At 63.2% G+C, this 25,603-nt stretch carries 17 protein-coding genes, 5 pseudogenes and 2 riboswitches; of the genes and pseudogenes, 7 read left to right on the top strand and 15 right to left on the bottom strand.

Translation table 11 applies throughout. The features are described 5' to 3' along the window. Positions 1-70: 70 nt before the first annotated feature. A pseudogene (locus tag GN234_RS07275) lies at positions 71-2,027 on the top strand (acetoacetate--CoA ligase). A 165-nt stretch (positions 2,028-2,192) separates the two neighbouring features. Here the strand turns inward: GN234_RS07275 and GN234_RS07280 are convergent. Next, a pseudogene (locus GN234_RS07280) lies at positions 2,193-3,309 on the bottom strand (PilT/PilU family type 4a pilus ATPase). Between the two features lie 132 nt (positions 3,310-3,441). Between GN234_RS07280 and GN234_RS07285 the strand changes: the two are divergent. Then, complete coding sequence (locus tag GN234_RS07285; protein ID WP_176688177.1) at positions 3,442-5,979, top strand: hybrid sensor histidine kinase/response regulator; 2,538 nt, start codon at positions 3,442-3,444, stop codon at positions 5,977-5,979. A gap of 48 nt (positions 5,980-6,027) precedes the next feature. Continuing rightward, entirely contained in the window at positions 6,028-6,303 is a 276-nt protein-coding gene (locus GN234_RS07290) for a peptidylprolyl isomerase (protein ID WP_019690952.1), read from the top strand. 138 nt (positions 6,304-6,441) lie between these two features. Here GN234_RS07290 and GN234_RS07295 read toward each other — a convergent pair. The 14 genes and pseudogenes from GN234_RS07295 to cobW all read right to left on the bottom strand — a co-directional run bounded on the left by GN234_RS07295 (position 6,442) and on the right by cobW (position 22,455). Then, a pseudogene (locus GN234_RS07295) lies at positions 6,442-7,363 on the bottom strand (sugar kinase). A gap of 153 nt (positions 7,364-7,516) precedes the next feature. Beyond that, positions 7,517-8,735, bottom strand: a pseudogene (locus GN234_RS07300) (amino acid deaminase). Positions 8,736-8,775: 40 nt separating this feature from the next. Continuing rightward, positions 8,776-9,540 (bottom strand): IclR family transcriptional regulator, encoded by a 765-nt coding sequence (locus GN234_RS07305; RefSeq protein WP_109751849.1) that lies wholly within the window; start codon positions 9,538-9,540, stop codon positions 8,776-8,778. Positions 9,541-9,685: 145 nt separating this feature from the next. Next, complete coding sequence (locus GN234_RS07310) at positions 9,686-10,075, bottom strand: RidA family protein (RefSeq protein ID WP_092198834.1); 390 nt, start codon at positions 10,073-10,075, stop codon at positions 9,686-9,688. Between the two features lie 26 nt (positions 10,076-10,101). Next, the gene (locus GN234_RS07315) at positions 10,102-10,908 is read right to left on the bottom strand and encodes an amino acid ABC transporter ATP-binding protein (RefSeq protein WP_109751806.1); all 807 of its coding nucleotides are present in this window, start codon (positions 10,906-10,908) and stop codon (positions 10,102-10,104) included. Next, entirely contained in the window at positions 10,905-11,567 is a 663-nt protein-coding gene (locus tag GN234_RS07320; RefSeq protein ID WP_109751805.1) for an amino acid ABC transporter permease, read from the bottom strand. The genes GN234_RS07315 and GN234_RS07320 overlap by 4 nt, the downstream gene beginning before the upstream one ends. A 9-nt stretch (positions 11,568-11,576) precedes the next feature. Beyond that, a complete protein-coding gene (locus GN234_RS07325) occupies positions 11,577-12,239 on the bottom strand; it encodes an amino acid ABC transporter permease (protein ID WP_109751804.1) in 663 nt (220 codons plus the stop codon). A gap of 54 nt (positions 12,240-12,293) precedes the next feature. Beyond that, entirely contained in the window at positions 12,294-13,142 is an 849-nt protein-coding gene (locus GN234_RS07330) for a transporter substrate-binding domain-containing protein (RefSeq protein WP_109751803.1), read from the bottom strand. Positions 13,143-13,526: 384 nt separating this feature from the next. After that, positions 13,527-13,870: pseudogene (locus GN234_RS30010) on the bottom strand (YdcA family protein). Positions 13,871-13,925: 55 nt separating this feature from the next. Further along, positions 13,926-15,572 carry a phospholipase D-like domain-containing protein gene (locus GN234_RS07335; protein ID WP_176688178.1) on the bottom strand — a complete coding sequence of 549 codons (1,647 nt, stop codon included), beginning with the start codon at positions 15,570-15,572 and terminating at the stop codon, positions 13,926-13,928. Positions 15,573-15,772: 200 nt separating this feature from the next. After that, complete coding sequence (locus tag GN234_RS07340) at positions 15,773-16,336, bottom strand: vWA domain-containing protein (protein ID WP_176689564.1); 564 nt, start codon at positions 16,334-16,336, stop codon at positions 15,773-15,775. Positions 16,337-16,437: 101 nt separating this feature from the next. Further along, a complete protein-coding gene (locus GN234_RS07345) occupies positions 16,438-17,439 on the bottom strand; it encodes an ATP-binding protein (RefSeq protein WP_176688179.1) in 1,002 nt (333 codons plus the stop codon). A gap of 174 nt (positions 17,440-17,613) precedes the next feature. Then, a complete protein-coding gene (cobN, locus tag GN234_RS07350; RefSeq protein WP_176688180.1) occupies positions 17,614-21,387 on the bottom strand; it encodes a cobaltochelatase subunit CobN in 3,774 nt (1,257 codons plus the stop codon). A gap of 3 nt (positions 21,388-21,390) precedes the next feature. Beyond that, complete coding sequence (cobW, locus tag GN234_RS07355; protein ID WP_109751797.1) at positions 21,391-22,455, bottom strand: cobalamin biosynthesis protein CobW; 1,065 nt, start codon at positions 22,453-22,455, stop codon at positions 21,391-21,393. Positions 22,456-22,552: 97 nt separating this feature from the next. Then, positions 22,553-22,765, bottom strand: a riboswitch (cobalamin riboswitch). 214 nt (positions 22,766-22,979) lie between these two features. Beyond that, a riboswitch (cobalamin riboswitch) is annotated at positions 22,980-23,202 on the top strand. A gap of 101 nt (positions 23,203-23,303) precedes the next feature. On the opposite strand from cobW, the gene GN234_RS07360 reads away from it, so the two are divergent. The 4 genes from GN234_RS07360 to cobM all read left to right on the top strand — a co-directional run bounded on the left by GN234_RS07360 (position 23,304) and on the right by cobM (position 25,424). Further along, entirely contained in the window at positions 23,304-23,492 is a 189-nt protein-coding gene (locus GN234_RS07360; RefSeq protein WP_025214547.1) for a CbtB domain-containing protein, read from the top strand. An 11-nt stretch (positions 23,493-23,503) separates the two neighbouring features. Next, on the top strand, positions 23,504-24,199 hold the full coding sequence (locus tag GN234_RS07365; protein WP_176688181.1) for a CbtA family protein: 696 nt from the start codon (positions 23,504-23,506) through the stop codon (positions 24,197-24,199). Next, positions 24,196-24,600 carry a cobalamin biosynthesis protein gene (locus GN234_RS07370; protein ID WP_176688182.1) on the top strand — a complete coding sequence of 135 codons (405 nt, stop codon included), beginning with the start codon at positions 24,196-24,198 and terminating at the stop codon, positions 24,598-24,600. Before GN234_RS07365 ends, GN234_RS07370 begins: the two co-directional genes overlap by 4 nt. Positions 24,601-24,677: 77 nt before the next feature. After that, positions 24,678-25,424, top strand: a complete 747-nt coding sequence (gene cobM / locus GN234_RS07375; protein ID WP_176688183.1) for a precorrin-4 C(11)-methyltransferase — start codon at positions 24,678-24,680, stop codon at positions 25,422-25,424. Positions 25,425-25,603 lie beyond the last annotated feature (179 nt).

Here is a 25,603-nt window from a genome sequence, read left to right on the forward strand (position 1 = left end):
GCTTTGCTCCCACACCCGATTGAGCCGCTCTATAGTTTGTGTGTGTGCATAAAAAAATAAGAGGCACCCCATGTCCGACATCCTCTGGCAACCCAGTCCCGAACGCATCGCCCAGTCGCGCATGAACGCCTTTCGCCGGTTCATCAATGCGCGGCATCACCTGCAACTGCACGACTACCCTGCCCTGCACGCCTGGAGCATCGACCAGCGCGAGGCATTCTGGCAGGCCATCGTCGATTTCTTCGAGATTCGCTTTCACCAAGCCCCCGACGCGGTATTGGTGGAGGGTTCGCAAATGCCCAGCGCCCGATGGTTCCCAGGCGCCACGCTGAACTTCGCCGAACACCTGCTGCGCCGCCGTGATGACACCGTCGCCGTGGTGGCGCTCGACGAAAACGGCGGTGAGGAACAACTGACCTGGAGCGAACTTGCCGCCCATGTCGCCGGCCTGCAAGCGAGCCTGAAAGCCGTTGGCGTAACACAGGGCGACCGGGTGGCCGCCTGCATGCCCAACACCTGGCAGACCCTGGTGGGCATGCTCGCCACCACCAGCCTGGGGGCGATCTGGTCCTGTTCGTCGCCGGATTTCGGTACCCAGGGGGTTATCGACCGCTTCGGCCAGATCGAGCCGAAGGTATTGATCACCTGCGCCGGTTATCGTTATGCCGGCAAGGTCATCGACCAGCGGCCCAAGGTCAACGAAGTCCTCGAGCGACTGCCGTCGTTGCAGCAGTTGATCGTGCTGCCCTATGCCCGACCCGATGCAAGCGTCGACGATTTCAAGACCCGGGCCAACGTCGCATTGTGGGACGCGTTTTATCAAAGCGGCGGCGAACCGCAGTTCACTGGCGTGCCCTTCGATCATCCGCTGTACATCCTCTACTCCAGCGGCACCACCGGCGTGCCGAAGTGCATCGTCCACGGCACCGGCGGCGTGTTGCTGCAACTCGTCAAGGAACATGGCCTGCATGTCGACCTCGGCCCCGAGGATCGGCTGTTCTACTACACCACCTGCGGCTGGATGATGTGGAACTGGTTGGTGTCGGCCCTCGCCGTCGGCAGTGCGGTGGTGCTCTATGACGGCTCACCGTTCCATCCCAGCCCCGAGCGCCTGCTCGACCTGATCGACCAGCAGCGCATCAGCGTGTTCGGCACCAGCCCCAAGTTCCTGGCCTCACTGGAGAGTCAGGGCTTCAAGCCTCGGCAAAGTCACGACCTGGGCAGCCTGAAGACCATTCTGTCCACCGGCTCGGCCTTGGCGCCCCATAGCTACGATTACGTGTACCGCGACTTCAAGCCCGACGTCTGCCTGGCCTCGATGTCCGGCGGCACCGACATTGTCTCGTGCTTCGTCAACGGCAACCCGCTGTCGCCGGTGCGTCGAGGCGAGATGCAGGGCAAGAGCCTGGGCATGGCCGTGCAGGTCTGGAACGAGGCCGGCCAAACGGTCATCGGCGAAAAAGGTGAGCTGGTGTGCACCCGGCATTTTCCGGCGATGCCCATTGGTCTATGGAACGATCCACGACAGGAGAAACTTCGCGCGTCCTATTTCAGCCAGTTTCCCGGTGTGTGGGCCCAAGGCGACTACGCCGAAGAACTGGCCCACGGTGGCTTCCTGATCCATGGCCGCTCCGACGCCGTGCTCAACCCCGGTGGCGTGCGCATCGGCACGGCGGAAATCTATCGGCAGGTGGAGAAGGTCGAGCAGGTGCTGGACAGCGTCGCCATCGGCCAGCAATGGCAAGGCGATGTGCGGGTGGTACTGTTTGTGCGCCTGCGCGATGGCGTGATGTTGGATGAGGCCTTGGAGCAGCAGATCCGCCAAGTCATCCGGGCCAACACCACGCCACGGCACGTGCCGGCGAAAATTCTGGCGGTGACGGACATTCCCCCGGACTATCAGCGGCAAAGTCGTCGAACTGGCGGTGCGCAATGTGGTGCATGGCGAGGTGGTGAAGAACACCGATGCCCTAGCCAATCCGGAGGCGCTGGAGCAGTTTCGGGGACGACCAGAACTGGCCACTTAAGCGCAGCAACTCCCGTGGCGAGGGGATTTATCCCCGCTGGGCTGCGAAGCAGCCCTAAAACCTGACATCTCGGTGTGTCAGACGGAGTGAGTTGACTGAACGTGGGACTGCTTCGCAGTCCAGCGGGGATAAATCCCCTCGCCACAGGGGCGGTGCCCACCACAATCAATCCATCAACCCCCACTCACCCGCCGCCGGATCGGCGGGTGGCGCCGCGCCCGACTCGGCATGCAACTTCAGCCGCAAGCGCAGGTTGTTCGCCGAATCAGCGTTTTTCAGCGCTTCTTCCTCATCGATGGCTCCCCTCTGCCACCAGGTTGAACAAGGCCTGGTCAAAGGTCTGCATGCCCAACTCTTCGGACTTTTCCATGATGCCCTTGAGCTCGCCCAGCTCATTGCGGCGGATCAGGTCGGCCACCGTGGGCGAGCCTAGCATTACCTCCACCGCCGCACGACGCTGGCCGGTACGGGTGCGCACCAGGCGTTGGGAAACGAAGGCCTTGAGGTTGTTGCCCAAGTCGTTGAGCAACTGCGGCCGACGCTCTTCCGGGAAGAAGTTGATTACCCGGTCCAGGGCCTGGTTGGCGTTGTGGGCATGCAACGTGGAAATCACCAAGTGCCCGGTGTCGGCAAACGCCAAGGCATGCTCCATGGTTTCCCGGTCGCGGATCTCGCCGATCAGTACCACGTCCGGCGCCTGGCGCAGGGTGTTTTTCAGGGCGGCATGAAAACTGCGGGTGTCGACACCGACCTCCCGCTGGTTGATGATGGATTTCTTGTGCCGATGGATATACTCCACCGGGTCTTCGATGGTGATGATGTGGCCGCTGCTGTTGCGGTTGCGGTAATCGATCAGCGCCGCCAGGGAGGTCGACTTGCCCGACCCCGTCGCTCCGACGAACAGCATCAGCCCTTGCTTCTGCATGATGGTATCGAGCAGCACCCGTGGCAGTTTCAGGTCTTCGAAACGCGGGATGTCCAGCTTGACGTTGCGTATCACCATGGACACGTCATTGCGTTGTTTGAAGATATTGACCCGGAAACGCCCGACGCCGGCCAGGGAGATCGCCAGGTTCATTTCCAGCTCCCGATCGAACTCAAGGCGCTGTTCGGCGTCCATCAAAGACTCGGCGAGCCTGGCAATGTCGCCGACCTTGCATGCTTCATTACCCAAGGGCTTGAGCACGCCCTCGAAACGCGCGCACGGTGGCGCCCCCGTGGACATGTAAAGGTCGGAACCATTCTGGCTCGCCAGGATTCGCAACAACGGATCGATTTCCATGGACTGAAACTTCCGCGAGACATCAATGAAACAAGCCGAGCCGAACATGAAACCCGTCAGACCAACCTGCACTTACCTTTCCCTGAGGATAGTAGACGCCGTGGCACAGACACGACAGCCAGGGATTGCATGATGAGCGCGACACCCGCCGGCAGCGATACACAGCGCCTGCTCAGCCAAGTGGACTGGGCCATGACCCCGCTGGGCACTGCCCAAACCTGGCCCCAGAGCCTGCGCACCGCCGTGGACATCGTGCTCCACTCGCCCATGCCGATGGCCTTGCTGTGGGGACCGCAACTGTCGCACCTCTACAACGACGCCTTCGGCCGCCTGACCGGTGACAAGCATCCCCGGGCGTTCGGCCAGCCGACCCATACAGCATGGCCCGAACTCAAAGGCGCGACCGAAGGGATTTATCACCGCGTGTTGCAAGGCCAGACGCACACCTGCCGTGATCAACAATGGCGCGTGCCCTTCGCCGGGCGCCTCTGCGATGTCTGGCTGGACCTGACCTACAGCCCGGTGCGCGACGAAAGCGGCACCGTCGCAGGCATCCTGGTCACCGCCATCGAGACCAGCGAACGGCGCCGCCTGGCCATGGAGTTCGAACGACGCTCCGAGGCCAGCCTCAAGGCCCAGCACGAAAGCGAAGAACGCCTGCAACTGGCCCTGGCCGCCGCTGACGCGCTGGGCACCTGGGACTGGGACATCAGTGAAGATCGCTTTATTGCCGATGCACATTTCGCCCTGTTGCATAGCGTCGATCCCAGCCTGTCACGCCAGTTGCCCATCAGCGCCTACCTCGAAGGCGTGCACCCCGAGGACCGGGCGATGGTTGCCCGCAGTATCAAGCACTGCATCACCCACGGCACCGAATACGCCGAGGAATACCGGCTGTTGCAGCCCGACGATCAATTGCGCTGGGTGTACGTGCGTGGTCGCTGCTACAAGGATCGCCACGGCCGGCCCAAGCGCTTTCTTGGCGCCGCCCTGGACCTGACCGAACGCAAGCGCACCGAGCAAGCCCTGCGCCAGAGCCAGACCGAGCTGCAGCTGATCATCAATGCCATGCCGATCCTCATCAGCTACGTGGACCGCGAAGAGCGTTTCCGGCTGAACAACAGCGCCTACCTGGACTGGTACGGCCTGACCCCGCAGGAACTCTACGGCAAGAGCATCCGCGAAGTACTTGGCGAAGAGGCCTACGCCGCCCGCGCCCAGCAGATCGCCGACGCCCTGGCCGGCAAACCGTGCAGCTTCGCCGTGCAGTCAAACCATCGCGACGGTCGCCCACGCCATGCACTGATCAACTACCTGCCTCGCCAGGGTTCGGACGGCACAGTGAACGGTTTCTACATCTTTGTGATCGACGAAACCGAGCGCAAGAAAACCGAGGAAGCCCTGCGCAACCTCAACGAAACACTGGAAGAACGCGTCATCGCCCGTACCCACCAACTGGCCGAAGCCAACCAACGGCTGCAAAGCGAGATGTTCGAACGCGAGCGCGCCGAAGAAGCCCTGCGCCACGCCCAGAAAATGGAAGCGGTGGGCCAGCTCACCGGTGGCATTGCCCATGACTTCAACAACATGCTCACCGGCATCCTCGGCAGCCTCGACCTGATGCAACGCTACATCGCCGCCGGTCGCGCCGCCGAGATCGGGCGCTTCACCGAAGCGGCGGTGTCTTCGGCCAACCGCGCCGCCGCCCTGACCCATCGGCTGCTGGCTTTTTCCCGGCGCCAGTCCCTGGACCGCAAACCGCTGGACGCCAATGACCTGGTGCGCTCGCTCGAAGACCTGCTGAGCCGTACCACCGGCGATCACATCGTGCTGCGGCTGCAATTGACCCACGAGCTATGGCTGGTCAGCACCGATGCCAGCCAGTTGGAAAACGCCCTGCTCAACCTGGTGATCAACGCCCGCGATGCGATGCCCGACGGCGGCGAATTGATCGTCGAAACCGCCAATGTCTATCTCGACGGTACTGACATCAACAGCCTGGAGCCCGTGAAGGCCGGGGACTATGTGATGATTGCCGTCAGCGACAACGGTAGCGGCATGACGCCCTCCGTGCGGGCCAAGGCCTTCGATCCGTTCTTCACCACCAAACCCATCGGCCAGGGCACTGGCCTGGGCTTGTCGATGATCTACGGGTTTGCCCAACAGTCCGGCGGGCACCTCAACCTGGACAGTGTGCCGGGCGAGGGCACGCGAGTGCAGCTGTACCTGCCGCGCTTGCACATTTCCCCCGCCCAACAACCCGCCACACCGGAAGCGATCGACGCACCGCCGGCCATCGCCGGAGAAACCGTGTTGCTGGTGGAGGATGAACCCGCCGTGCGCATGCTGGTGCTCGACCTGCTGCAGGCCCTGGGCTACACCGCCCTGGAAGCCCGGGACGCCGTGACCGCGCTGCCCGTGCTGGAATCGGACCAGCGCATTGACCTGCTGGTGACCGATGTCGGGCTGCCGGGCATGAATGGCCGGCAACTGGCGGAAATCGCCCGCCAGCACCGGCCCGGGCTGAAGGTGCTGTTCATGACCGGTTACGCGCAGAAAGCCGCCGAACGCCAGGGCTTCCTCGAACAGGGCATGGATATGGTCGCCAAACCGTTCACCCTCGATCTGCTGGCCAACAAGATTCGGACGATGATCAACCATGACAGCTGACTTGAGGCATAATCGCCGCCCCGTCGCACCGCTCAGGTCACCGCTGCAATGAAAGCCCAAGCCCGCCATATCCTGGTGAAAACCGCCGAAGAAGCCGAACAGCTCAAGCAACGCATCGCCAAGGGCGAAGCCTTCGATGTGCTGGCCAAGAAATACTCCACCTGCCCCTCCGGCAAGCGCGGCGGCGACCTGGGTGAAGTGCGGCCGGGGCAGATGGTCGGCGCGATTGATGCGGTGATTTTCAAGAAGCCGCTGCGGGTGGTGCATGGGCCGATCAAGAGCAAGTTCGGGTATCACTTGGTGCAAGTGTTCTACCGGGATTGAATTTAACTCCAGACGCCCTGTAGGAGACACTTGTGGGAGCGAGCCTGCTCGCGATGGCGGTACATCAGCCGATGCAAATATGGTTGATCCGACGCCATCGCGAGCAGGCTCGCTCCCACAGGTTCTGTGTATCCTGCGTTACCGAGGCATCAACGCCCCAGGCACCTGGATCACCTGGCTCGCCAGCAGATGCCCGGCCTCGGCGGCCTCCTGCGGACTGCCGCCCAGCAAGCGACTCGCCAGGTACGCGGCGCTGAAGGAATCCCCCGCCGCCGTGGTGTCCACCACCCGTTCGACCCGCTGGGCAGGCACTTCATAAAACTGGCCATCGCAACGGATCAGACAGGCCTCGGCACCGCGCTTGAGCACAACTTCCGGCGTGCCAAACTGCGCATAGGCGGCGAACACCGCCTCACTGTCGGCATAACCGAACAGCGCCTGCTCGTCCTCCACCGTCAACAGCGCCAGCTCCACGTAGGGCAGCACGCCGCGATAAGCCGCGCGGGCCGCTTCGACCGAGGCCCAGAGCCTTGGCCGATAGTTGTTGTCGAACACCACCTGGGCCCCGCGCCGACGCGCTTGGACCAGGGTTTCGATGAGCTTGAGCCGCCCCTGCTCGCCGAGCACCGCCAGGGTGACGCCGCTGAAATACAGCACATCGTAATCCAGCAACGCGGCCAGGATCGGCCCGGCGGCCGGAGTGGTAAAGCAATCACGTACCGCCGCCTCGTTGCGCCAGTACAGGAATCGCCGCTCGCCCGTCGCATCGGTCTGGATGCAATACAAACCCGGCAGGCGTCCAGGCAAGCGCTGGACCCGTTGCAACCCGATGTTTTCTTCGGCCCAGCGCTCACACATGGCGTCGCTGAAACTGTCGTCGCCCAGGGCAGTGACGTAATCCACCGCGCCGCTGTCACCCAAGGCGCGGGACAGGTACACCGCCGTGTTCAGGGGTGTCACCGCCGAAGCTTTGTTGCAGGCTGCCATCGGCGCGTTGTTGCAGTTCGATCATGCATTCGCCGATCAGGGCGATGCGGGGTTTCTGGGTGGGATTGCTCATAGGTGATCCTGATATTCGGTGGTGTCTGGCAGGGCGCCATCGCGGGCAAGCCTTGCTCCCACAGGGGATCCTGGGTGAACACCCATTTTGTGTTCACAGTCGATCAGTGTGGGAGCAAGGCTTGCCCGCGATGGCCACGACTCGGTCCAAAGGCTAGAAACACGTCTCCATGCTCTCCACCACCCGCAACTGCTCATCCACCAGACAACCCACCCGCCACTTGTCGAAGGTCAGGCACGGATGGGAAGTACCGAACGAAATGATGTCCCCGACCCGCAACTCAACCCCCGGCGCCACACTCATGAACGCATGCTGGTCCATCACCGCCGTCACCTTGCAACCGCTGACGTCTTCCCCCCGCCGCCGAATCCGATCCGGGCTTGTAGCGCTTGAGCGGCACCGGCAATCCGGCGTCGTAGGCCACGTCGCGCTTGCCCAGGGCGATTACCGCGAAACCCGGCTCCGGCAGCGATTGCACATGGGCCCAGACTTCCAGGGCCGGGCGCAGGCCTTCGTGCAGGTCGCTGCGACGCTCCAGCACGCAGCACTGGGCTTCTTTGTAGATGCCATGGTCATGGGCCACGTAACTGCCGGGACGCAGCACACTGAGGAAACGCCCGTGGGCATTCTGGGCCTCGAAGGATTCGGCGATCAGGTCGTACCAGGCCGAACCCGAGGCGGTGATGATCGGCTTGTCGATGGCAAACGCGCCGCTGTCCTGCAACTGCACCGCCAGCCGCACCAACGATGCAGCGAACGCGCGGATGCCGCTGATGGCATGGTCACCGTGGATCACCCCTTCGTAGCCTTCGATACCGGTCAACGCCAGCGCCGGTTGCGCCCGGATCGCCTCGGCCAGGGCCAGCACCTCGGCCTCGGTCCGGCAACCACAGCGACCGCCGACCACCCCGTACTCGATCATCACGTTCAGCTTCACGCCACGAGCGGCGAAGAACGCCCCCAGGTCAGCCACGTTGTCGGGATGATCGACCATGCAATGGAATTCGAACGTCGGGTCGGCCAGCAGATCGGCGATCAACGCCATGTTCGGCGCGCCCACCAATTGATTGGCCATCAGTACCCGACGTACGCCGTGGGCATAGGCTGCATGGGTCTGCACAGCAGTGGCGAGGGTCAGGCCCCAGGCGCCAGCGTCGAGCTGGCGGCGAAACAGCGCCGGGGTCATGCTGGTCTTGCCGTGGGGCGCCAGTTCGGCACCACTGCCGGTGACGAACGCCTGCATCCAGCGGATATTGTGCTCCAATGCCTGGCGATGCAACACCAGCGCCGGCAGGCTGACGTCCCGTAGCAAATGTGCACCGACGGTGGCGGCACCTTTCTCGACGCTGGCATTAGGAATGGCGGATGACATGTTCGAACTCCTCGCACACGGCCGCTAGTGCCGTGGCTGTCTATTCATTGATGCGCCTGGCCAGGTTGTTGGCGCTTTCGATCAGCACCCGGCGGTAGTCGGCGTAATTGTTCTTGGCGTCGGCCCGTGGGGCGACGATGCACAGGGTTGCGATGGCCACGCCATTGGGGTCTTTGACCGGTGCGGCGAAGCAATGAGTGAAGGTGTCGGCGACACTGTCGAAAGAGAAAAATCCATCGAGGCCGGCCTGGCGGATTTCCTTGAGGAATTGCTCCAGGGGCAGGCGCTCGCCATCCGGCAGGATGAAGTCGTCGGGGTCGATCAGGTCGACGATCTGCTGGTCACTCAAATGCGCCAGCAGCAGGCGTCCGGACGCCGTCCACGGGATCGGCGCGTTCTCACCGATGTCCGATGAAATGCGGAAATGCCGCTCGCCTTCCTTCATCAGCGCGACGGTGTATTTGCGCCCGTTGAGCAGGCACATCTGCGCCGTTTCCCGGGTCTGGCGCACGATCTCCTGCAACGCCTGGTCAGCCTCGCGGCTCAAATCGAAATGCCGCAGGTGTGCCTGCCCGAGAAAATACAACTGGCGGCCCAGGTAGACGTGGCCGTCCTTGCCCACGGGTTCGAGGATGCGTCGCTCCAGCAGCGACGCCACCAGTTCATAGACCGTGGACTTGGGGCTGCCGATGCCACTGGCAATATCATTCGGGCGCAGCGGCTGGCCGATTTCCTTGAGGAAGTCGAGGATATCGAACGCCCGATCCAATCCCCGGGCCCGGCGTTTGATGGTGTCTTCGGTCATGTTTTCGGTTCCCATTCAATTGGCCGGGAGTTTAACCAGACTGCTGCGCCGCCTGATAGATCGCTATCGCGGGCAAGCCATGCTCCCACAGAAGAATGTGTTCCCTTGTGGGAGCAAGGCTTGCCCGCGATGAGGCCCCCGTAGTTCAGGCCTTTTTCTTGTAGGCAATGCAATCGATCTCGACCTTGCAATCGACCATCATGCTGGCCTGCACGCAGGCCCGGGCCGGGGCGTGTTCCGGACTGAAGTACTCGCCGAACACCTTGTTGAAACTCCAGAAGTCCCGCGGATCTTCCAGCCACACGCCACAACGCACCACGTCCTTGAGCTCGTAACCGGCCTCTTCGAGAATGGCGACCAGGTTCTTCATGGTCTGGTGGGTCTGCTCGACGATCCCGCCGACAATGATCTCGCCGTTCACCGCCGGCACCTGACCGGACACGTGCAGCCAGCCATCGGCCTCGACGGCGCGGGCGAATGGCCGTGGCTGGCCGCCGCCTGCGGTGCTGCCGGTGCCGTATCGGGTAATGCTCATGGGTTATCTCCTTATTGAATGGAAAGTTAAAAACGCGTGTTCTTGAGAAATTCCGCCAGACGCGGCGATTGCGGCCGCTCGAACAGTTCTTTGGGTGGCCCTTGCTCTTCGATCCGGCCCTGGTTCATGAACACGATCTTGTCGGAGACCTCGAAGGCAAAGCGCATTTCGTGGGTCACCAGCAGCATGGTCATGCCGTCTTCGGCCAGGCCCTTGATCACGTTGAGCACCTCGCCGACCAGTTCCGGATCCAGGGCCGAAGTGACTTCGTCGAACAGCATCAGGCTGGGGTTCATGGCGATCGCACGGGCAATGGCCACACGCTGTTGCTGGCCACCGGACAACTGGCCGGGAAAATGATTGCGTCGCTCCAACAGGCCAACCCGCTCCAGCCATTTCTCGGCCAGGGCCACCGCTTCGTCCTTGGGCAGCTTTTTCACTTTGAGCAGGCCCAGGGTAACGTTCTGCAACGCGGTCAAATGCGGGAACAGGTTGAATTGCTGGAAGGCCATGCCGGTCATGGCGCGGTGCCGGGCGATGACTTTCTCGGGGTGACGCACGCGCTTGCCGTCGATGTCGTCATAGCCGATGGACTCACCGTCGAGCATGATCTGCCCACCCTGGAATTCTTCGAGCATGTTGACGCAGCGCAGCAGCGTGGTCTTGCCCGAGCCGCTGGAGCCGATCAGCGTGACCACGTTGCCGCGCTGCATGCTCAGGTCCACGCCCTTGAGCACTTCCAACGGGCCGTATTGTTTGCGCAGACCGCGAATGTCCAGCAGCGGCTGGGTGTTGGAGAGCTCCGTATTGGAGAGATTCGAAACGTCAGTCATGGCAAGGCCACCCGCTTTTCAATGTGCCGCCCGAGCAATTCGATGGCGTAATTGATGATGAAAAAGAGAAAACCGGCGAACAGATAGAACTCCAGGGTCATGAAGGTCCGGGCGATGATCTGTTGGGTGCTGAGCAGCAGTTCGGCGACGCCGATCACCGATAGCAGGGTCGAGGCCTTGACGATCTCGGTGGAGGAATTGACCCAGGTCGGCAAGATCTGCCGCAACGCCTGGGGCAACAGCACATAGCCCAGCGACTGATAGAACGTCAGGCCGATGGCCTGGCTCGCCTCCATCTGCCCACGGGGCAATGCCTGCAAGGCGCCGCGCACGATCTCGGCGACGTGGGAGCCACAAAACAGCGTCAGACCCAGGACACCGGCCTGGAACGCGCCGATCTGCCAACCCAGCGCCGGGGCCATGTAGAAACAGGCCAGCACCAGCACGAACACCGGCGTGCCGCGGATCAGGTCGACGTAGAAGCGAAATGGCGCACGCATCCAGGTTCGCCCGTAAGTCAGCACCAGCCCGGCGACCAGGCCGATCAAGGTGCCCAACAAAATCGCCAGCACCGAGCACTGCACACTGGTCAGGAAACCGGCCCACAGGGTGTCCCGGGCGACCCACAACTCATGCAACCAACTGGGGGATTCGTACATGGAACACTCCTAACGGCGGATCGCCAGGCGCTGCTCGAAATACCGCAGCACCATGGCAATGAGGTAACAGGCCGCGACATACAGCGCTGTGGTCACCAGCCAGGTTTCGATCACCCGGTAACTTTCCACGTTGATCTTGCGGGCGTAATAGGTCAGCTCCGGCACGGCAATCGCCGCCGCCAGGGAGGTGTCCTTGAACAGCGAGATGAAGTTGTTCGACAAGGCTGGCAACACGTTGCGCAGCATCACCGGCACGGTGACGTAGGCCTTCACCTGCCACTCGCCCAGGCCGATGGCCAGCCCCGCTTCCCGCTGGCCCTTGTGAATGCTCAGCAGCCCGCCACGGAACACTTCGGTCAGGTACGCACCGGCGTACAGCGACAGGGTGATGACGAACGACGGCAGCTTGTCCAGGCGAATGCCCAGGCTCGGCAAGGCGAAGTAGATCAACAGGATCAGCACCAGGATCGGCGTATTGCGGATCACCGTGACATACACCGACGCCAGCACCCGCAACAGCCGATGCTTGCTCAGCAGCGCGAACGCCATCGCCAGGCCGATCACGCAACCGATGGCGATCGACACCAGCGCCAGGGACAGCCCCAGGCCGAGCCCCGCCAGCAAGGTGTCGAAATCGCGCCAGACGGCGGCAAAGTTCAACTGATAATTCATGGTCGACAGTACCTTCAACGGGGCGCCCGAAAGTGGCGCCCCGGGCTCACAGGGTCATTTGAATTCGACAGGGAAACCGATCGCTGGCGATGGCAGCTCGACGCCGAACCACTGTTTGAACGACGCCGCGTATGTCGGGAACTCCACGCCGGTCATGGCTTCATGCAAGGTGGTGTTGACGAAGTTCAGCCAGTCCTGGTCGCCGCGCTTGACCGCGCAAGCATAGGTTTGCGGGCTCCAGGCGTAGGCCGGGCTGCGATAGCGACCAGGGTTCTGCACCATCAGGTACTTGACCGAGGATTGGTCGGTGGCAGCGGCATCGGCACGGCCGGAGTTCACCGCCTGATACATCAGGTCGACGCTGTCGTACTGGTCGACCTTGGCCTTGGGCAGCGCCTGATGCACCAGTTCTTCGGCGTAGACGTTCTGCAGCACCGCCACGGTGACGCCGTCGCCGGCGGCCTTGAGGTCTTCGATTTCCTTGTACTTGCTGTTGGCCGGCAGCAGCAGGCCCACGCCTTCGCGGTAGTACGGCAAGGTAAACGCCACTTGCTGGGCACGGCTGGCGGTGACGGTGATGAACTGGCAACTCATGTCGACCTTGTCGGTCAGCAGGTTGGGAATGCGCGCATCGGAAGACTGCACCACGAACTCGACTTTTTCCGGGTCATTGAACAAGCCCTTGGCGACCATCCGTGCGATGTCGATATCAAAGCCCTGCAACTTGCCATCCGCTCCCTGGAAGTGCCACGGCGCATTGGTACTGCCCGTGCCCACGATCAATTTCCCGCGCTGCAGCACGCTGTCCAGCTTGCTGTCGGCCGCCTGGGCGACACCCACGGCGGCCGTCGTGGCCGCGAAGAGAAAAACACACGCTTTGAACAAGGAAGGTCGGCGTTGCATGGCAAGCACTCCAGAGTGAGTTTATTCCGCTATACCGGAACATGGTATGTAACAACGGAATAGACAGCAGAAAGTGTGCCACAGGTTTGATACCCATGGGGGGAAGAAATGGAAAGCGAATGAAATCAGAGGGATGGGAAAACGCAGGGAATAACGACGCCCGAAGGCCGAGGCTTGATTGCTACCATTGGCCACCGCGTGCGGGTAGCAAGGCCCCAAACCGGGGCTGGCGCACCGAAACGGCGCCGTTGTGGAATTGTAAATACATACCCTGTGGGAGCGAGCCTGCTCGCGATAGCGGTGTATCAGTCAATAATGCCGCTGACTGACCAGACGCCATCGCGAGCAGGCTCGCTCCCACAATGGTTCAGTGGTGTTCCTGGGCTATTTGCGCTTGTAGCTCTTGCTGCCACCAGGCGTGAGGCAATAGACCCCACCCCGCGGGGGCCGACGCAGTAATTGCCGCTGCCGCATTGGCAACCGTCGGCGGACTTGAGCAACGACTGCGGACGGGCCTCGTTCCGAAGCCCCAGCACAGCGGAACAGGACCTCTTCGAAGCACTGATGGAGCCGTCGTTGCACAGAAAGGTATCGCCGTCACACCCGGCAATCCCGCCCTTGCGCCCCGAGCACGGTTGATTGCCGGCGATGGCCGAAGAACACAGGGCCAACAACAGAACCGCAACACTGGTGCGAAGTAAAGCAGACGGTCCGTGACAGAGATTCATGGCAGCTTCCAGGCTGATAGATGGCTCTATGCTAGCACCGCATCATCCACCGCGCCTAACGCCCGCAAAACCTCACCCTGGACAGCATCCGCAGATCCCCCTCGCGGTAATAGTCATCGCTCCAGCTGTCATCCACCGCCAGCGGCTTGACCTGCTTGAGGGCGAGTTTTTTCGCGAAGTAGCGAAAACGGTAATGCTCATAGAAACGCAGTAGCTCCAGCCCGTAGCGGTCGGCCAGGTCGGTATTGCCCTGAATGATCAGGTAATTCTCGTCGTTGCCGCTGCTGGCCGCGGCGCTCAGGTTATGGCTGCCGCTGAGGATGGTCGGCGTGTCGCTAGTGAAGTCGGTGACGATGGCTTTGGTGTGCACCAGCAGGTTGCCCTTCTGGCCTTTCATGGTTTCCTTGAGCCAACCTTCCAGGCCGGTGTTGAGCAGCGCGGTGGCGGCGAATTCGGCGGTGCGGTCGGCGTGAAAGCCGGTGATGCGGCTCTTGGTGTTTTGCAGCCCGTAGCGCAACACGTCGTCATTGGGTGCGCCGAGCAAGGCGTCGAGAATGCGGTCGGGCAACACAAAGGCAGTGACGAACAACAGGTCCTTTCGCGCCCCTTTGATGATGTCGACGAAGCGATCCAGATCGCCCTCCCCGGTGCGCGGCGAGAACCCGGCGAACAACGCCTCTTGCGGGGCCATGGCATTGTTTTGGGTCAGCCACTGGCGAGTGGCATCGACGTCCTGGGGCGCGGCCCAGATTTGCTCGAATACCTTAAGGTAGCTGCTGCTCACCCGAGGGTCGTCCAGCACATGAACCACGTTGGCCTGGCGGTAGACACCGTTGGCGGTGAAGTTGGTGCTGCCGCACAGCACGGCTTCGGGTTGTCGTGAACCGCTGCCCTCCACCTTGCTCAGCACGATGAACTTGTTGTGGAAAATGTTATGGGTGACTCGTCCGCGCTTGTTGGCTGCTGGCATTTTCTCGAGGCTGGCTTCGTTGCGCGCCGTGGTGTCGTCCCCCGGCTCGGCGTGGTACAGCACTCGCACCTGGGCGCCGCGAGCGTGAGCGGCGGTCACCGCGTCGACGATCACCGGCAGTTCGTATTCATAGATGGCGACATCCAGCGCCCAGTTGGCATCCAGCGCCCGATCGATAAAACCGGTCAGGCGCCCCAGTAAGCCATTTTCCAACCAGCGACGCGGCGCGTCGGGCCAGTCATCGATGGACAGGTGCTTGTTGGCGCCGATCAGCGCGTCCACTTCAGGAAACTTGCGCTGGAACGCCTGGCTGGCGGCCACGGCACGATTGAAGATCACCCGCTGATTGGCCGGCTGCCCGTCGTCACTGGTGACCGTGACTTCCAGGGACTCGCCCAACTGCGGTGCATCGGGGCTGCCGTAGGCCAGGTGCACGCGGTAGTGGATCGTCACGCCGGGGTTGACGGCGTAGTCGGCCCAGCGAAATTTCTGCAACGGTGCCTTGTCGCTGGGAGTGGCGTGGAACTGGGGGAAGGTGTGGGCCTTGTCAGGAAAGGTCAGGCTGTTGAACAGGAACAGCCAGGGTTTGTCGCCCTGCTGCTTCTCGATGGCAAAACCCAGCAAGCCCTTGCGCCGGGGTTCGGCCAGGTCCATGGCGAGCAGCACACCGTTGGTGCCGGCATAGGCCTTGACCCGAAAATCGTCCTGGGCGTTGGTGACGAGTACGCGCATGGTTCACTCCTGTGAGGGGGCCGCCTGAGCATAGTGCAGTGATGCGGGTTAAGGGGGCAGATCCGGGATCGAGGTGACGCTCATCGCGAGCAGGCTCGCTCCCACAAGGGGCCATTGGTGGTAAGTCGTCATGTGTTCAAAACACAATCCATGTGGGAGCGAGCCTGCTCGCGATGAGGCTCGATCCAACACCGTAAATCTCAGCTAGATAGCCCTTCATCGATATGCCGATACTCCGCCCCCAACTGCCCCGCCAGTTGCCGGGCCCGACCCAGGCGAATCGGGCCGCGCTCGATGTCGATCAACAGGCACGGGCAATCCAGGCATGGCAGTGCCAGCCCTTCTTTCACTCGCCCATCCGTCATCACCAACACCCGCTGCTGCTCCGCAGGGAAACGCTTGCGTCGCGCCGTCAACCACCGCCCGGCCTCGTTCAGCGCCGCCAGCAACGGCGTACCGCCACCGGCGCCCAGGCCATCGAGCCAGTTGCGCAGGCCGGCGGAGGCCTTGAGCCCTTGCACCCGCCAGTTCGGCGCAGTGCCGCTGGCCGTCAGCAGGGCCAAGCGGGCGCGTTGTCGGTAGGCGTCGTCGAACAGTTGCGCCAGCAAGCCTTTGCCATCGCTGAGGGCTCGATGCCGACGGGTCGAGGCCGAGGCATCGACGATGACCAGCCACAGCTCATGGGCCGAGCGGTGGCGACCGTGAAAACGCAGGTCTTCATGCAGGCGTGGACGGCCATTGAGTAACGTGCCCGGCCAGTTCACCACACCACTGGTCGTCGCTTTGCTCCGGCCCTGGCGCCCCTGGTCGAGCCGTCCGGCACGGGGTCTGGCATTCGCCCCCGCCGGTGAACGGGGGCGAATGCCTAGGGCTTTTTTGGCCAGCTCGGCACTTCACGCCGGGCACCCGTCGGCAATGCCTGGGCCGGCAAATCACCCCACTGGCCCTGGCCTTCGCTGGGCTGAGCCGTTGCATTGACAGGTGTTTGCGGCGCCTGGGACGGTGTCGGTGCCGAATGCCCGCGTCGACGGTGACGCAAGGCAAACTCGGCGACAGCATCGATGTCTTCAGCGGCGATGACATCCGCTCCACGCCAAGCGGCATGGGCCCGGGCAGCCCTTAGCCAGACCAGATCGGCGCGCAAGCCATCGACCCCGGCGGCAAAGCAGCGCTCGGTAATCTGCGCCAGCGCCGCGTCATCCAGGGCAATCGCGGCCAAGCGGTTGCGCGCCTGCTGGCAACGTTCGCGCAGCTGCTGCTGGGCCATCTCCCATTCCGCGCAGAACCCCGCCGGATCACTGTCGAAATCCAAGCGGCGCCGAATGATCTGCCCGCGCTCGGCGGGTGCGGTGTGACCGTCGAGAGCCACGTTCAGGCCGAAACGGTCGAGCAATTGCGGACGCAGTTCGCCCTCTTCCGGGTTCATGGTGCCGATCAACACAAAACGCGCCGGGTGTCGGTGGGAAATTCCGTCGCGTTCGATCAGGTTGGTGCCGCTGGCGGCCACATCGAGCAGCAGATCCACCAAGTGATCGGGCAGCAGGTTCACTTCATCGACGTACAACACGCCGCCGTCGGCCTTGGCCAGCACGCCGGGAGAGAACTGCGCGCGCCCTTCTCCTAAAGCTGCGTCCAGATCGAGGGTCCCCACCAGCCGCTCTTCAGTGGCACCGAGGGGCAAGGTGACGAACTGACCACTGGCCAGCAGATCCGCCAGGCCTCGGGCCAACGTGGACTTGGCCATGCCTCGCGGGCCTTCGATCAGCACGCCACCGATTTTCGGATCGATGGCGGCCAGGCACAGGGCGAGCTTCAAGTCATCGGCGCCGACCACAGCGGAGAGCGGGAAATGGGGGGTGTCGGTCATATTGAATGTCTCATGAAATGTGCGAGGTTCCCTGTGGCGAGGGAGCTTGCTCCCGCTGGGGCGCGAAGCGGCCCCCAGAATCTGAGGTCCCAGTGCTGTTTCAGAATGACGACTGCTGCGCAGCCGAGCGGGAGCAAGCTCCCTCGCCACAAATGCGCGCCTGTCATCCTCATGTCAGTTCTCTTCTTCTATGTCCAACAACAAACTCTCCAGCGCCTGGCGATACTCGCCCGGCTCCTGCCACATCCCCCGCTGCTGCGCTTCGAGCATGCGCTCGGTCATGTCCCGCAGGGCATCGGGGTTGTGCTGGCGGACGAAATCCCGGGTGTCCGGGTCGAGCAGGTAGGCATCGGCCAGCAAGGCGTACTGGTGATCGTCGATCAATTGCGTGGTGGCGTCGAACGCGAACAGGTTGTCCACCGTCGCCGCCAGTTCGAACGCACCTTTATAGCCGTGACGCTTCACGCCGTCGATCCACTTCGGATTCGCCGCGCGGGAGCGGATGACGCGGTTGAGTTCTTCCTTCAGGGTGCGGATCTTTGGCAAATCCGGCTGGCTGTGATCGCCATGGTAGCTGGCCGCCACGTCGCCACTGAGGGTCTCCACCGCGGCCAGCATGCCTCCCTGGAACTGGTAGTAATCGTTGGAATCGAGCAGGTCGTGCTCGCGGTTGTCCTGGTTCTGCAACACCGCCTGCACCTGGCTCAAGCGCCGGGAGAACTGCTCCCGGGCGACAGTGCCTTCATCGCTGGTGCCGTAGGCGTAGCCGCCCCAGTTCAGGTACACCTCGGCCAGGTCTTCGCGGCTCTGCCACAAGCGCCCGTCGATCGCGCCCTGCACGCCCGCGCCATAGGCACCAGGCTTGGCGCCGAAGATCCGCCAACCGGCCTGGCGAGCCGCAACCTCTGGTTCGAGCCCCGAGGCCAGCAGGGCTTCGCGCTCGCCACGCACCTTGGCCGCCAAGGGGTTCATGTCGTCCGGCTCATCGAGGGCGGCGACAGCCTGCACCGCCGCATCGAACAGGCGGATCAGGTTGGCGAAGGCGTCACGAAAAAAACCTGACACCCGCAGCGTCACATCGACCCGCGGTCGGTCCAACAGGCTCAACGGCAGAATCTCGAAATCATCGACCCGCTGACTGCCGGTGGCCCACACCGGACGCACGCCCATCAGCGCCATGGCCTGGGCGATGTCGTCGCCGCCGGTGCGCATGGTGGCGGTGCCCCACACCGAGAGGCCGAGCTGACGCAAGTGGTCACCATGATCCTGCAAGTGCCGCTCAAGGATCAGGTTCGCCGATTGGAAACCGATACGCCACGCCGTGGTGGTGGGCAGGTTACGCACGTCCACGGAGAAGAAGTTGCGCCCGGTGGGCAACACATCCAGGCGGCCACGACTCGGCGCGCCGCTGGGGCCGGCCGGGACGAAGCGCCCGTCCAGGGCGTCGAGCAAGCCGCGCATTTCCGCCGGGCCGCAGGCGTCCAGGCGTGGGGCCACGACGGATCGCAGGTTTTCAATGATGCTGCTGACCGCCTCCCAACCCGAGACATTCAATTGTTCGACCGCGCCATCCAGGGCCTGCTCGATCAACTGCGCAGCGAACAACTCCAGGCGCTCTCGGGTATCGCCAGCGGTGCGCCAAGGCTCGGCGCTGACCCGGCGCAACGCCTCGGGACAGTCGCCAGTCCAGGGCTCGGCCAAGGCACAATCCAGCGGATCGAAACCCAGCCCGAACGCCTTGGCCAGCGCTCGCAGCAGGCTCGACTGCGCGCCCTTGCCATCGCCACGGGGTATGCGCAGCAACGCCAGCAGCGTGTCGATACGCAGGCGACCGCTGGGCGACTCACCAAAAATATGCAGGCCATCGCGGATCTGCGATTCCTTCAAATCACACAGATAGGTGTCCAGGCGCGGCAGCCAGATCGCTGCGTCGGCATCGCTGTCGAGCGCGGCATCGAGTTGCAGCTCGCGGTCGATGTGCGTCTCACGCACCAGGTTCAGGATGTCCCGTTGCAGTTCCCGGGCGCGGCGCGGATCGAGCAATTGCGCTTCGTAGTATTCGTCGGCCAACAGCTCAAGGTTACGCAATGGACCGTAGGTTTCGGCGCGGGTCAGCGGCGGCATCAAGTGGTCGATGATCACCGCTTGAGTACGACGCTTGGCCTGAGCGCCCTCACCCGGGTCGTTGACGATGAATGGATAGATATTCGGCAGCGGTCCCAACAATGCATCGGGCCAGCAACTCTCCGACAGCCCGACGCCCTTGCCCGGCAGCCATTCGAGATTGCCGTGCTTGCCGACGTGGATAACCCCGTGGACGCCGTAGGTGTGGCGCAACCAGAAATAAAACGCCAGGTAACCGTGGGGTGGCACCAGGTCAGGATCGTGGTACACCGCGCTTGGATCGACCTGATAACCCCGGGCCGGCTGGATGCCGACGAAGGTCAGGCCCAGGCGCAGACCGGCGACCATCAGGCGCCCGTCGCGGAACATCGGATCCTGCTCGGGCGAGCCCCAACGCTCCAGCACCGCCTGGCGGTTGGCCTCGGGCAATGCCTCGAACAGGGCCTGGTAAGCGTCGAGGGCCAGGCTCTGGTGACACGGGCGCAAGTCGAGGCTGTCCAGGTCGTTGCTGACGCCACCGAGCAATTGCTGGATCAGCGCGGTACCGCTGGTTGGCAGTTCGCCCGGCAATGGATAACCCTCGGCCTGCATGGCGCGCAGGATATTCAGCGCCGCCGCCGGGGTATCCAGGCCGACACCGTTGCCGATTCGCCCGTCCCGGGTCGGGTAGTTGGCAAGGATCAGCGCCACGCGCTTTTCGGCGTTGGGCAGGCGCGCCAGGGTGGTCCAGCGCCGGGCCAGTTCGGCGACAAAATCCATGCGTTCGGGCACGGCCCGGTAACAGACCACATCGCTCTGGCTGCGCTCGCTGCGCCAGGCCAGGTCCTTGAAACTGATGGGGCGGCTGATGATCCGTCCGTCCAACTCCGGCAAGGCAATGTGCATCGCCAGGTCCCGCGGGCCCAGGCCCTGTTCGCTGGCGCGCCAGCCGGGTTCGTTGTCCTGGGCACAGATCGCCTGGATCACCGGGATGTTGCGGCGAAACGGCCGCAGGTGCGGCGCTTCAGGGCTGGATTGGGCGAAACCGGTGGTGTTGAGAATCACGCCGGCTTCGACCTCATCCAGCCAATCTTCCACCAGCGCGAGGCAACCGGGTTCCTTGAGGCTGGCCACGGCAATCGGCAACGGATTGAGCCCCGCCCCTTGCAGGCGCTGGCAGAACACGTCGATGAACGCGGTGTTAGCCGCTTGCAGGTGGGAGCGATAGAACAGCACCGCCGCCACCGGTAGATCGGCCTGCCAGTCGGCTTGCCAATCGCCGAGGCTGGCGTTGGTGTTTGCGGGGTGATAGATCGCCGTGCGCGGCAGGGTTTGCGGTTCCCCCCACGGATAATCGCGGCCGAACCATAGGCTGCCCAGGTTGTGAAACAGGTCCAGGGCATTGCCCAACCCGCCCTGGCGCAAGAACTGCCAGAGCCGGTCGCGATCCTCGATGGGCACGTTGCTCAGGTCGCTGAGTTCCGGGTCCGGGCGATCGTCCCCCGGTACCAGGATCAGCTTCACCCCACGCCCGGCCAGCTCCATCAGGCGCTCGATGCCGTAGCGCCAATAGCCGATACCGCCGTGCAGCGACAACAGGATGACCTTGGCGTGGCGCAGTACATCCTCGAAGTACAGGTCCACCGAGGCGTGGTTCTGCACCTGCATCGGGTTGGCGAGACGAAACTCCGGGTAATCGTCCGGCAATTGCCTGGCCGCCTCGGCCAGCAGCGCCAGGCTGGAGTCGCCGCTGCACAGGATCACCAGTTCAGCGGGGGTTTGCCCCAGGTCGGCAATGTTGTCGTCCGATACAAAGCCGCCGGGCTGGGTCCTGAGCAGGTGCATGGCTTAGGCGCTGAGGGCGGCGCGCAACTGCGCTTCAAGCAGCGCGGCATCGAGCGCCTGGCCGATCAGCACCAGCCGGGTGACCCGCGCTTCGTCGGCGCCCCACTGGCGGTCGAAATGCTTGTCGAACCGCGTACCAACGCCTTGGATCAGCAAGCGCATCGGCTTGTTCGGGATCGCCGCGAAACCCTTGACCCGCAGCACGCCGTGCTGGACCACCAGTTGCGTCAGCGCGTCCAGCAACAGGCTTTCGTCGGCCTGGGGCAACTCGATGGAAATGGAATCGAAGGCGTCATGATCATGGTCGTCATCGTCACCATCGTGGTGATGGTCGTGATGGCTGTGGCGGCCGTCGATGTGCTCTTCGGAACCGGCGCCCAGGCCGATCAGCACGTCCAGCGGCAGGCGACCGCTGCTGGCTTCGATGACCTTGACCGCCGGCGGCAGCTCTTCGGCCACTTCCAGGCGGACTTTGGCCAGGTCTTCCGGACTGATCAGGTCGGCTTTGTTGAGGATCACCAGGTCGGCGCTGGCCAGTTGATCGGCGAACAGCTCGTGCAACGGTGATTCGTGGTCCAGGTTCGGATCGAGTTTGCGCTGGGCATCGACCTGGTCAGGGAAGGCAGCGAAGGTACCAGCGGCCACGGCCGGGCTGTCGACCACCGTGATTACCGCATCGACGGTGCAAGCGCTGCGGATTTCCGGCCATTGAAAGGCCTGGACCAACGGCTTGGGCAGGGCCAGGCCGGAGGTTTCGATGAGGATGTGGTCGAGATCGCCGCGCCGGGCCACAAGTTCGCGCATCACCGGGAAGAACTCTTCCTGCACGGTGCAGCACAGGCAGCCGTTGGCCAGTTCGTAAACGCGGCCGTTGGCTTCTTCTTCGGTGCAACCGATGGAGCACTGCTTGAGGATCTCGCCGTCGATGCCCAGCTCGCCGAACTCGTTGACGATCACAGCGATGCGGCGGCCCTGGGCGTTGTCGAGCATGTGCCGCAGCAAGGTGGTTTTGCCCGAGCCGAGGAAACCGGTGACGATGGTGACGGGAAGTTTGGCCAGTGTTTTCATCCGATGCCCCTTGGCAAAGTGGCGGGCAAACGGGACGACAACCGCAGGCAAGGCACGCGCGGAAGATTTCGCCACCGGATCACCCCGCCCGGTTGTAGTGAGAATCTGTGTCGAGGCAGGTCTCCTGGCTGACGGCGGGCCAGTCATTGACTGGCGATTGCTGCGCCTTCCCGTGCGCCTGTTGTAATGGGCATGCACAGTGGCCTTGCAGAAACAGCACCGTTCACAGTTGCGGGGGCAGCCGCGGCTTGGACCGCGTTCCCTTCTTAGCTTCGGCACAGGCCGAAGAACCTCGAAGGCGCAAGGCTACGCAGGGTGTGGGGGGCGGGTCAATCTCCAGAGCGTTCTGCGGTGCATGGGCTGCCGTCATCGCGAGCAGGCTCGCTCCCACAGTTGATCTTTGTTGAACATAACTGTTGTGTCCGACGCGATTCATTGTGGGAGCGAGCCTGCTCGCGATGGGTTCAACTCGATGTCAATCTGGAAACCCCTGCCAATTGACGCCCCGCCCCCGCCCATGCTCTCCTGTGCGCCTAGTTTTGGGTGCCCTTCACAGGGTGAAACGGGAAACCGGTGAATCGTGTGCTTTACTTCAAAGCCACGTCAGTCCGGTGCTGCCCCCGCAACGGTAAGCGAGCGAAGCGTCTGAACCACTGTGTCTTTCGACATGGGAAGGTGACGCTTGCAGGCCAGGCACAAGCCCGGCCCCTCGCAAGCCCGGAGACCGGCCCATGACTCATGCATCAACAAACCCGCGGTGGGCGGGCGCTGTTCGAACCTTGGCGGGCTTTCGCCCGGGGTTTCATTGCGCTCGTATCACCCACTGAACAAGAACAGAGGGAAGCGCCATGTCGACTATCAGCAGCACCGCCCGCACCGCCAGCAGCACCACCACCCTGAGCCAACGCCTGAGCGCTGCGATCTTCGCCTCGATCCTGGGTGCCGGCCTGGTCTATTTCGCCGGTTTCTCCCACATCGAAGCGGTGCACAACGCGGCCCACGACACCCGCCACAGCGCCGCCTTCCCGTGCCATTGAGAACCGACGACATGATCAAGCGTATCGCGCAGACCGCCGGTTTCAGCGGCTTGCTGGCCGCCCTGCTGCTGACCCTGCTGCAAAGTTTCTGGGTATCGCCGCTGATTCTCCAGGCGGAAACCTTCGAGAAGGCCCCGGCGACCGAGGTCCATGAACACGCCGACGGCGTGGCTCACACCCATGATGCCGAGGCCTGGGAACCGGAAGATGGCTGGCAGCGCGTGCTGTCCACCACCGGCGGCAACCTGGTGGTCGCGGTGGGTTTTGCCCTGATGCTGGCGGGCCTGTACACCTTGCGCGCCCCGACTCGCACCTCCCAGGGCCTGCTCTGGGGCCTGGCCGGTTATGCCACCTTTGTCCTCGCGCCGACCCTCGGCCTGCCGCCGGAACTGCCTGGTACGGCGGCGGCCGATTTGGCCAAGCGGCAGATGTGGTGGATCGGCACCGCGGCGTCCACGGCGGTGGGCATTGCCTTGGTCGCCTTCGGTCGGCATTGGCTGCTCAAGGTGCTGGGGGTGGCGACGTTGCTGGTGCCCCACGTCATTGGTGCGCCGCAGCCCGAAGTCCACTCGATGCTGGCGCCCGAAGCGCTTGAGAGCCAGTTCAAGATTGCCTCGCAGTTGACCAACGTCGCGTTCTGGCTGGCCCTGGGCCTGATCAGCGCCTGGCTGTTTCGCCGCGATAGCCAAGCCCACCACGACGCATGACCACCGCGCCGATCCTGGTGATCGGCCTGGGCTGCCAGCGCGGCTGCCCGGCCAGTACGCTGCGGGCCTTGCTCGATGAGGCGTTGCTGGCCCACGGCATCGCACTTGATCAAGTGCAGGCCCTGGCGAGTATCGACCTCAAGCGTGACGAACCGGGCCTACTGGAACTGGCCGGGCAACTGGCACTGCCACTGACGTGCTTCAGCGCCGAGCAGTTGGCCGGTTACCAGGGGCGACTCAGTCACCGCTCGGAGATCGCCTTCGAGCGGACCGGTTGCTACGGCATCGCTGAAAGCGCCGCCCTGGCCCTGGCCGACCAATTGGGCGCCACGTCCGCAACGCTGCTGATCGCTCGCCAAAAAGGCCCCAAGAGCACGTTGGCATTGGCGGTTGTGGAGTAAATCCCGATAATCCGCCCCCAGGATCATGAGCGATTTTCATCTGGGCAACGCTCACCCACCTTCTACAGGAGCCGGTCATGACCGTTTACTTCATCGGCGCCGGCCCCGGCGACCCGGACCTCATCACAGTCAAAGGCCAACGACTGATCCGCAACTGCGCGGTGATCATCTACGCCGGCTCCCTGGTGCCGACGGCCGTGCTCGAAGGTCATTGTGCAGAACAGGTGATCAACAGCGCCGAGCTGCACCTGGAACAGATCATCGAATTGATCAAGAGCGCCCATCTCAAGGGCCAGGACGTGGCCCGGGTGCATTCCGGCGATCCGAGCCTGTACGGCGCCATCGGTGAGCAGATTCGTTGCCTGCGGGAACTGGACATCCCTTTCGAGATCATCCCTGGCGTCACCGCGACCTCAGCCTGCGCCGCCCTGCTGGGCGCCGAACTGACCTTGCCGGACATCTCCCAAAGCCTGATCCTCACCCGCTACGCAGACAAAAGCCCGATGCCTGCTGGGGAAGAACTCAGCAGCCTGGCGCAGCACGGGGCGACCATGGCGATTCACCTGGGGGTCAATCATCTGGAAAAGATCGTCAGTGAACTGCTGCCCCACTACGGCGCCGATTGTCCAATCGCGGTGATTCACCGGGCCACTTGGCCGGATCAGGATTGGGTGCTGGGGACGCTGGCCGATATCGCCGAGAAGGTTCAGGCCAAGGGTTTTCGCCGTACGGCGCTGATTCTGGTGGGGCGCGTGCTGGGTAATGAGGTGTTCAGCGAATCGTCGCTGTACCGCGCCGGACATGCGCATCTCTACAGGCCCTGACTCGATCAGCAAGAGCCAACCGGGATCCCCTGTGGGAGCGAGCTTGCTCGCGATAGCGGTGGATCAGCCAGCAGCGATGTTGAATGTGCCGACGCCTTCGCGAGCAAGCTCGCTCCCACAGGGATTGGCGGCGGTCGGATCTGCGCCCATAAAAAAACGGTGCTCACGGGCACCGTTTT

The sequence above is a fragment of the Pseudomonas bijieensis genome, assembly GCF_013347965.1.
In the GTDB taxonomy this organism is placed as follows: domain Bacteria; phylum Pseudomonadota; class Gammaproteobacteria; order Pseudomonadales; family Pseudomonadaceae; genus Aquipseudomonas; species Aquipseudomonas bijieensis.

Bases quoted from the DNA above. Each gene is read 5' to 3' on its own strand.
- GN234_RS07285 (WP_176688177.1), top strand. From the start codon at position 3,442: ATGAGCGCGACACCCGCCGGCAGCGATACACAGCGCCTGCTCAGCCAA.
- GN234_RS07290 (WP_019690952.1), top strand. From the start codon at position 6,028: ATGAAAGCCCAAGCCCGCCATATCCTGGTGAAAACCGCCGAAGAAGCC.
- GN234_RS07305 (WP_109751849.1), bottom strand. From the start codon at position 9,540: ATGACCGAAGACACCATCAAACGCCGGGCCCGGGGATTGGATCGGGCG.
- GN234_RS07310 (WP_092198834.1), bottom strand. From the start codon at position 10,075: ATGAGCATTACCCGATACGGCACCGGCAGCACCGCAGGCGGCGGCCAG.
- GN234_RS07315 (WP_109751806.1), bottom strand. From the start codon at position 10,908: ATGACTGACGTTTCGAATCTCTCCAATACGGAGCTCTCCAACACCCAG.
- GN234_RS07320 (WP_109751805.1), bottom strand. From the start codon at position 11,567: ATGTACGAATCCCCCAGTTGGTTGCATGAGTTGTGGGTCGCCCGGGAC.
- GN234_RS07325 (WP_109751804.1), bottom strand. From the start codon at position 12,239: ATGAATTATCAGTTGAACTTTGCCGCCGTCTGGCGCGATTTCGACACC.
- GN234_RS07330 (WP_109751803.1), bottom strand. From the start codon at position 13,142: ATGCAACGCCGACCTTCCTTGTTCAAAGCGTGTGTTTTTCTCTTCGCG.
- GN234_RS07335 (WP_176688178.1), bottom strand. From the start codon at position 15,572: ATGCGCGTACTCGTCACCAACGCCCAGGACGATTTTCGGGTCAAGGCC.
- GN234_RS07345 (WP_176688179.1), bottom strand. From the start codon at position 17,439: ATGACCGACACCCCCCATTTCCCGCTCTCCGCTGTGGTCGGCGCCGAT.
- cobN (WP_176688180.1), bottom strand. From the start codon at position 21,387: ATGCACCTGCTCAGGACCCAGCCCGGCGGCTTTGTATCGGACGACAAC.
- cobW (WP_109751797.1), bottom strand. From the start codon at position 22,455: ATGAAAACACTGGCCAAACTTCCCGTCACCATCGTCACCGGTTTCCTC.
- GN234_RS07360 (WP_025214547.1), top strand. From the start codon at position 23,304: ATGTCGACTATCAGCAGCACCGCCCGCACCGCCAGCAGCACCACCACC.
- GN234_RS07365 (WP_176688181.1), top strand. From the start codon at position 23,504: ATGATCAAGCGTATCGCGCAGACCGCCGGTTTCAGCGGCTTGCTGGCC.
- GN234_RS07370 (WP_176688182.1), top strand. From the start codon at position 24,196: ATGACCACCGCGCCGATCCTGGTGATCGGCCTGGGCTGCCAGCGCGGC.
- cobM (WP_176688183.1), top strand. From the start codon at position 24,678: ATGACCGTTTACTTCATCGGCGCCGGCCCCGGCGACCCGGACCTCATC.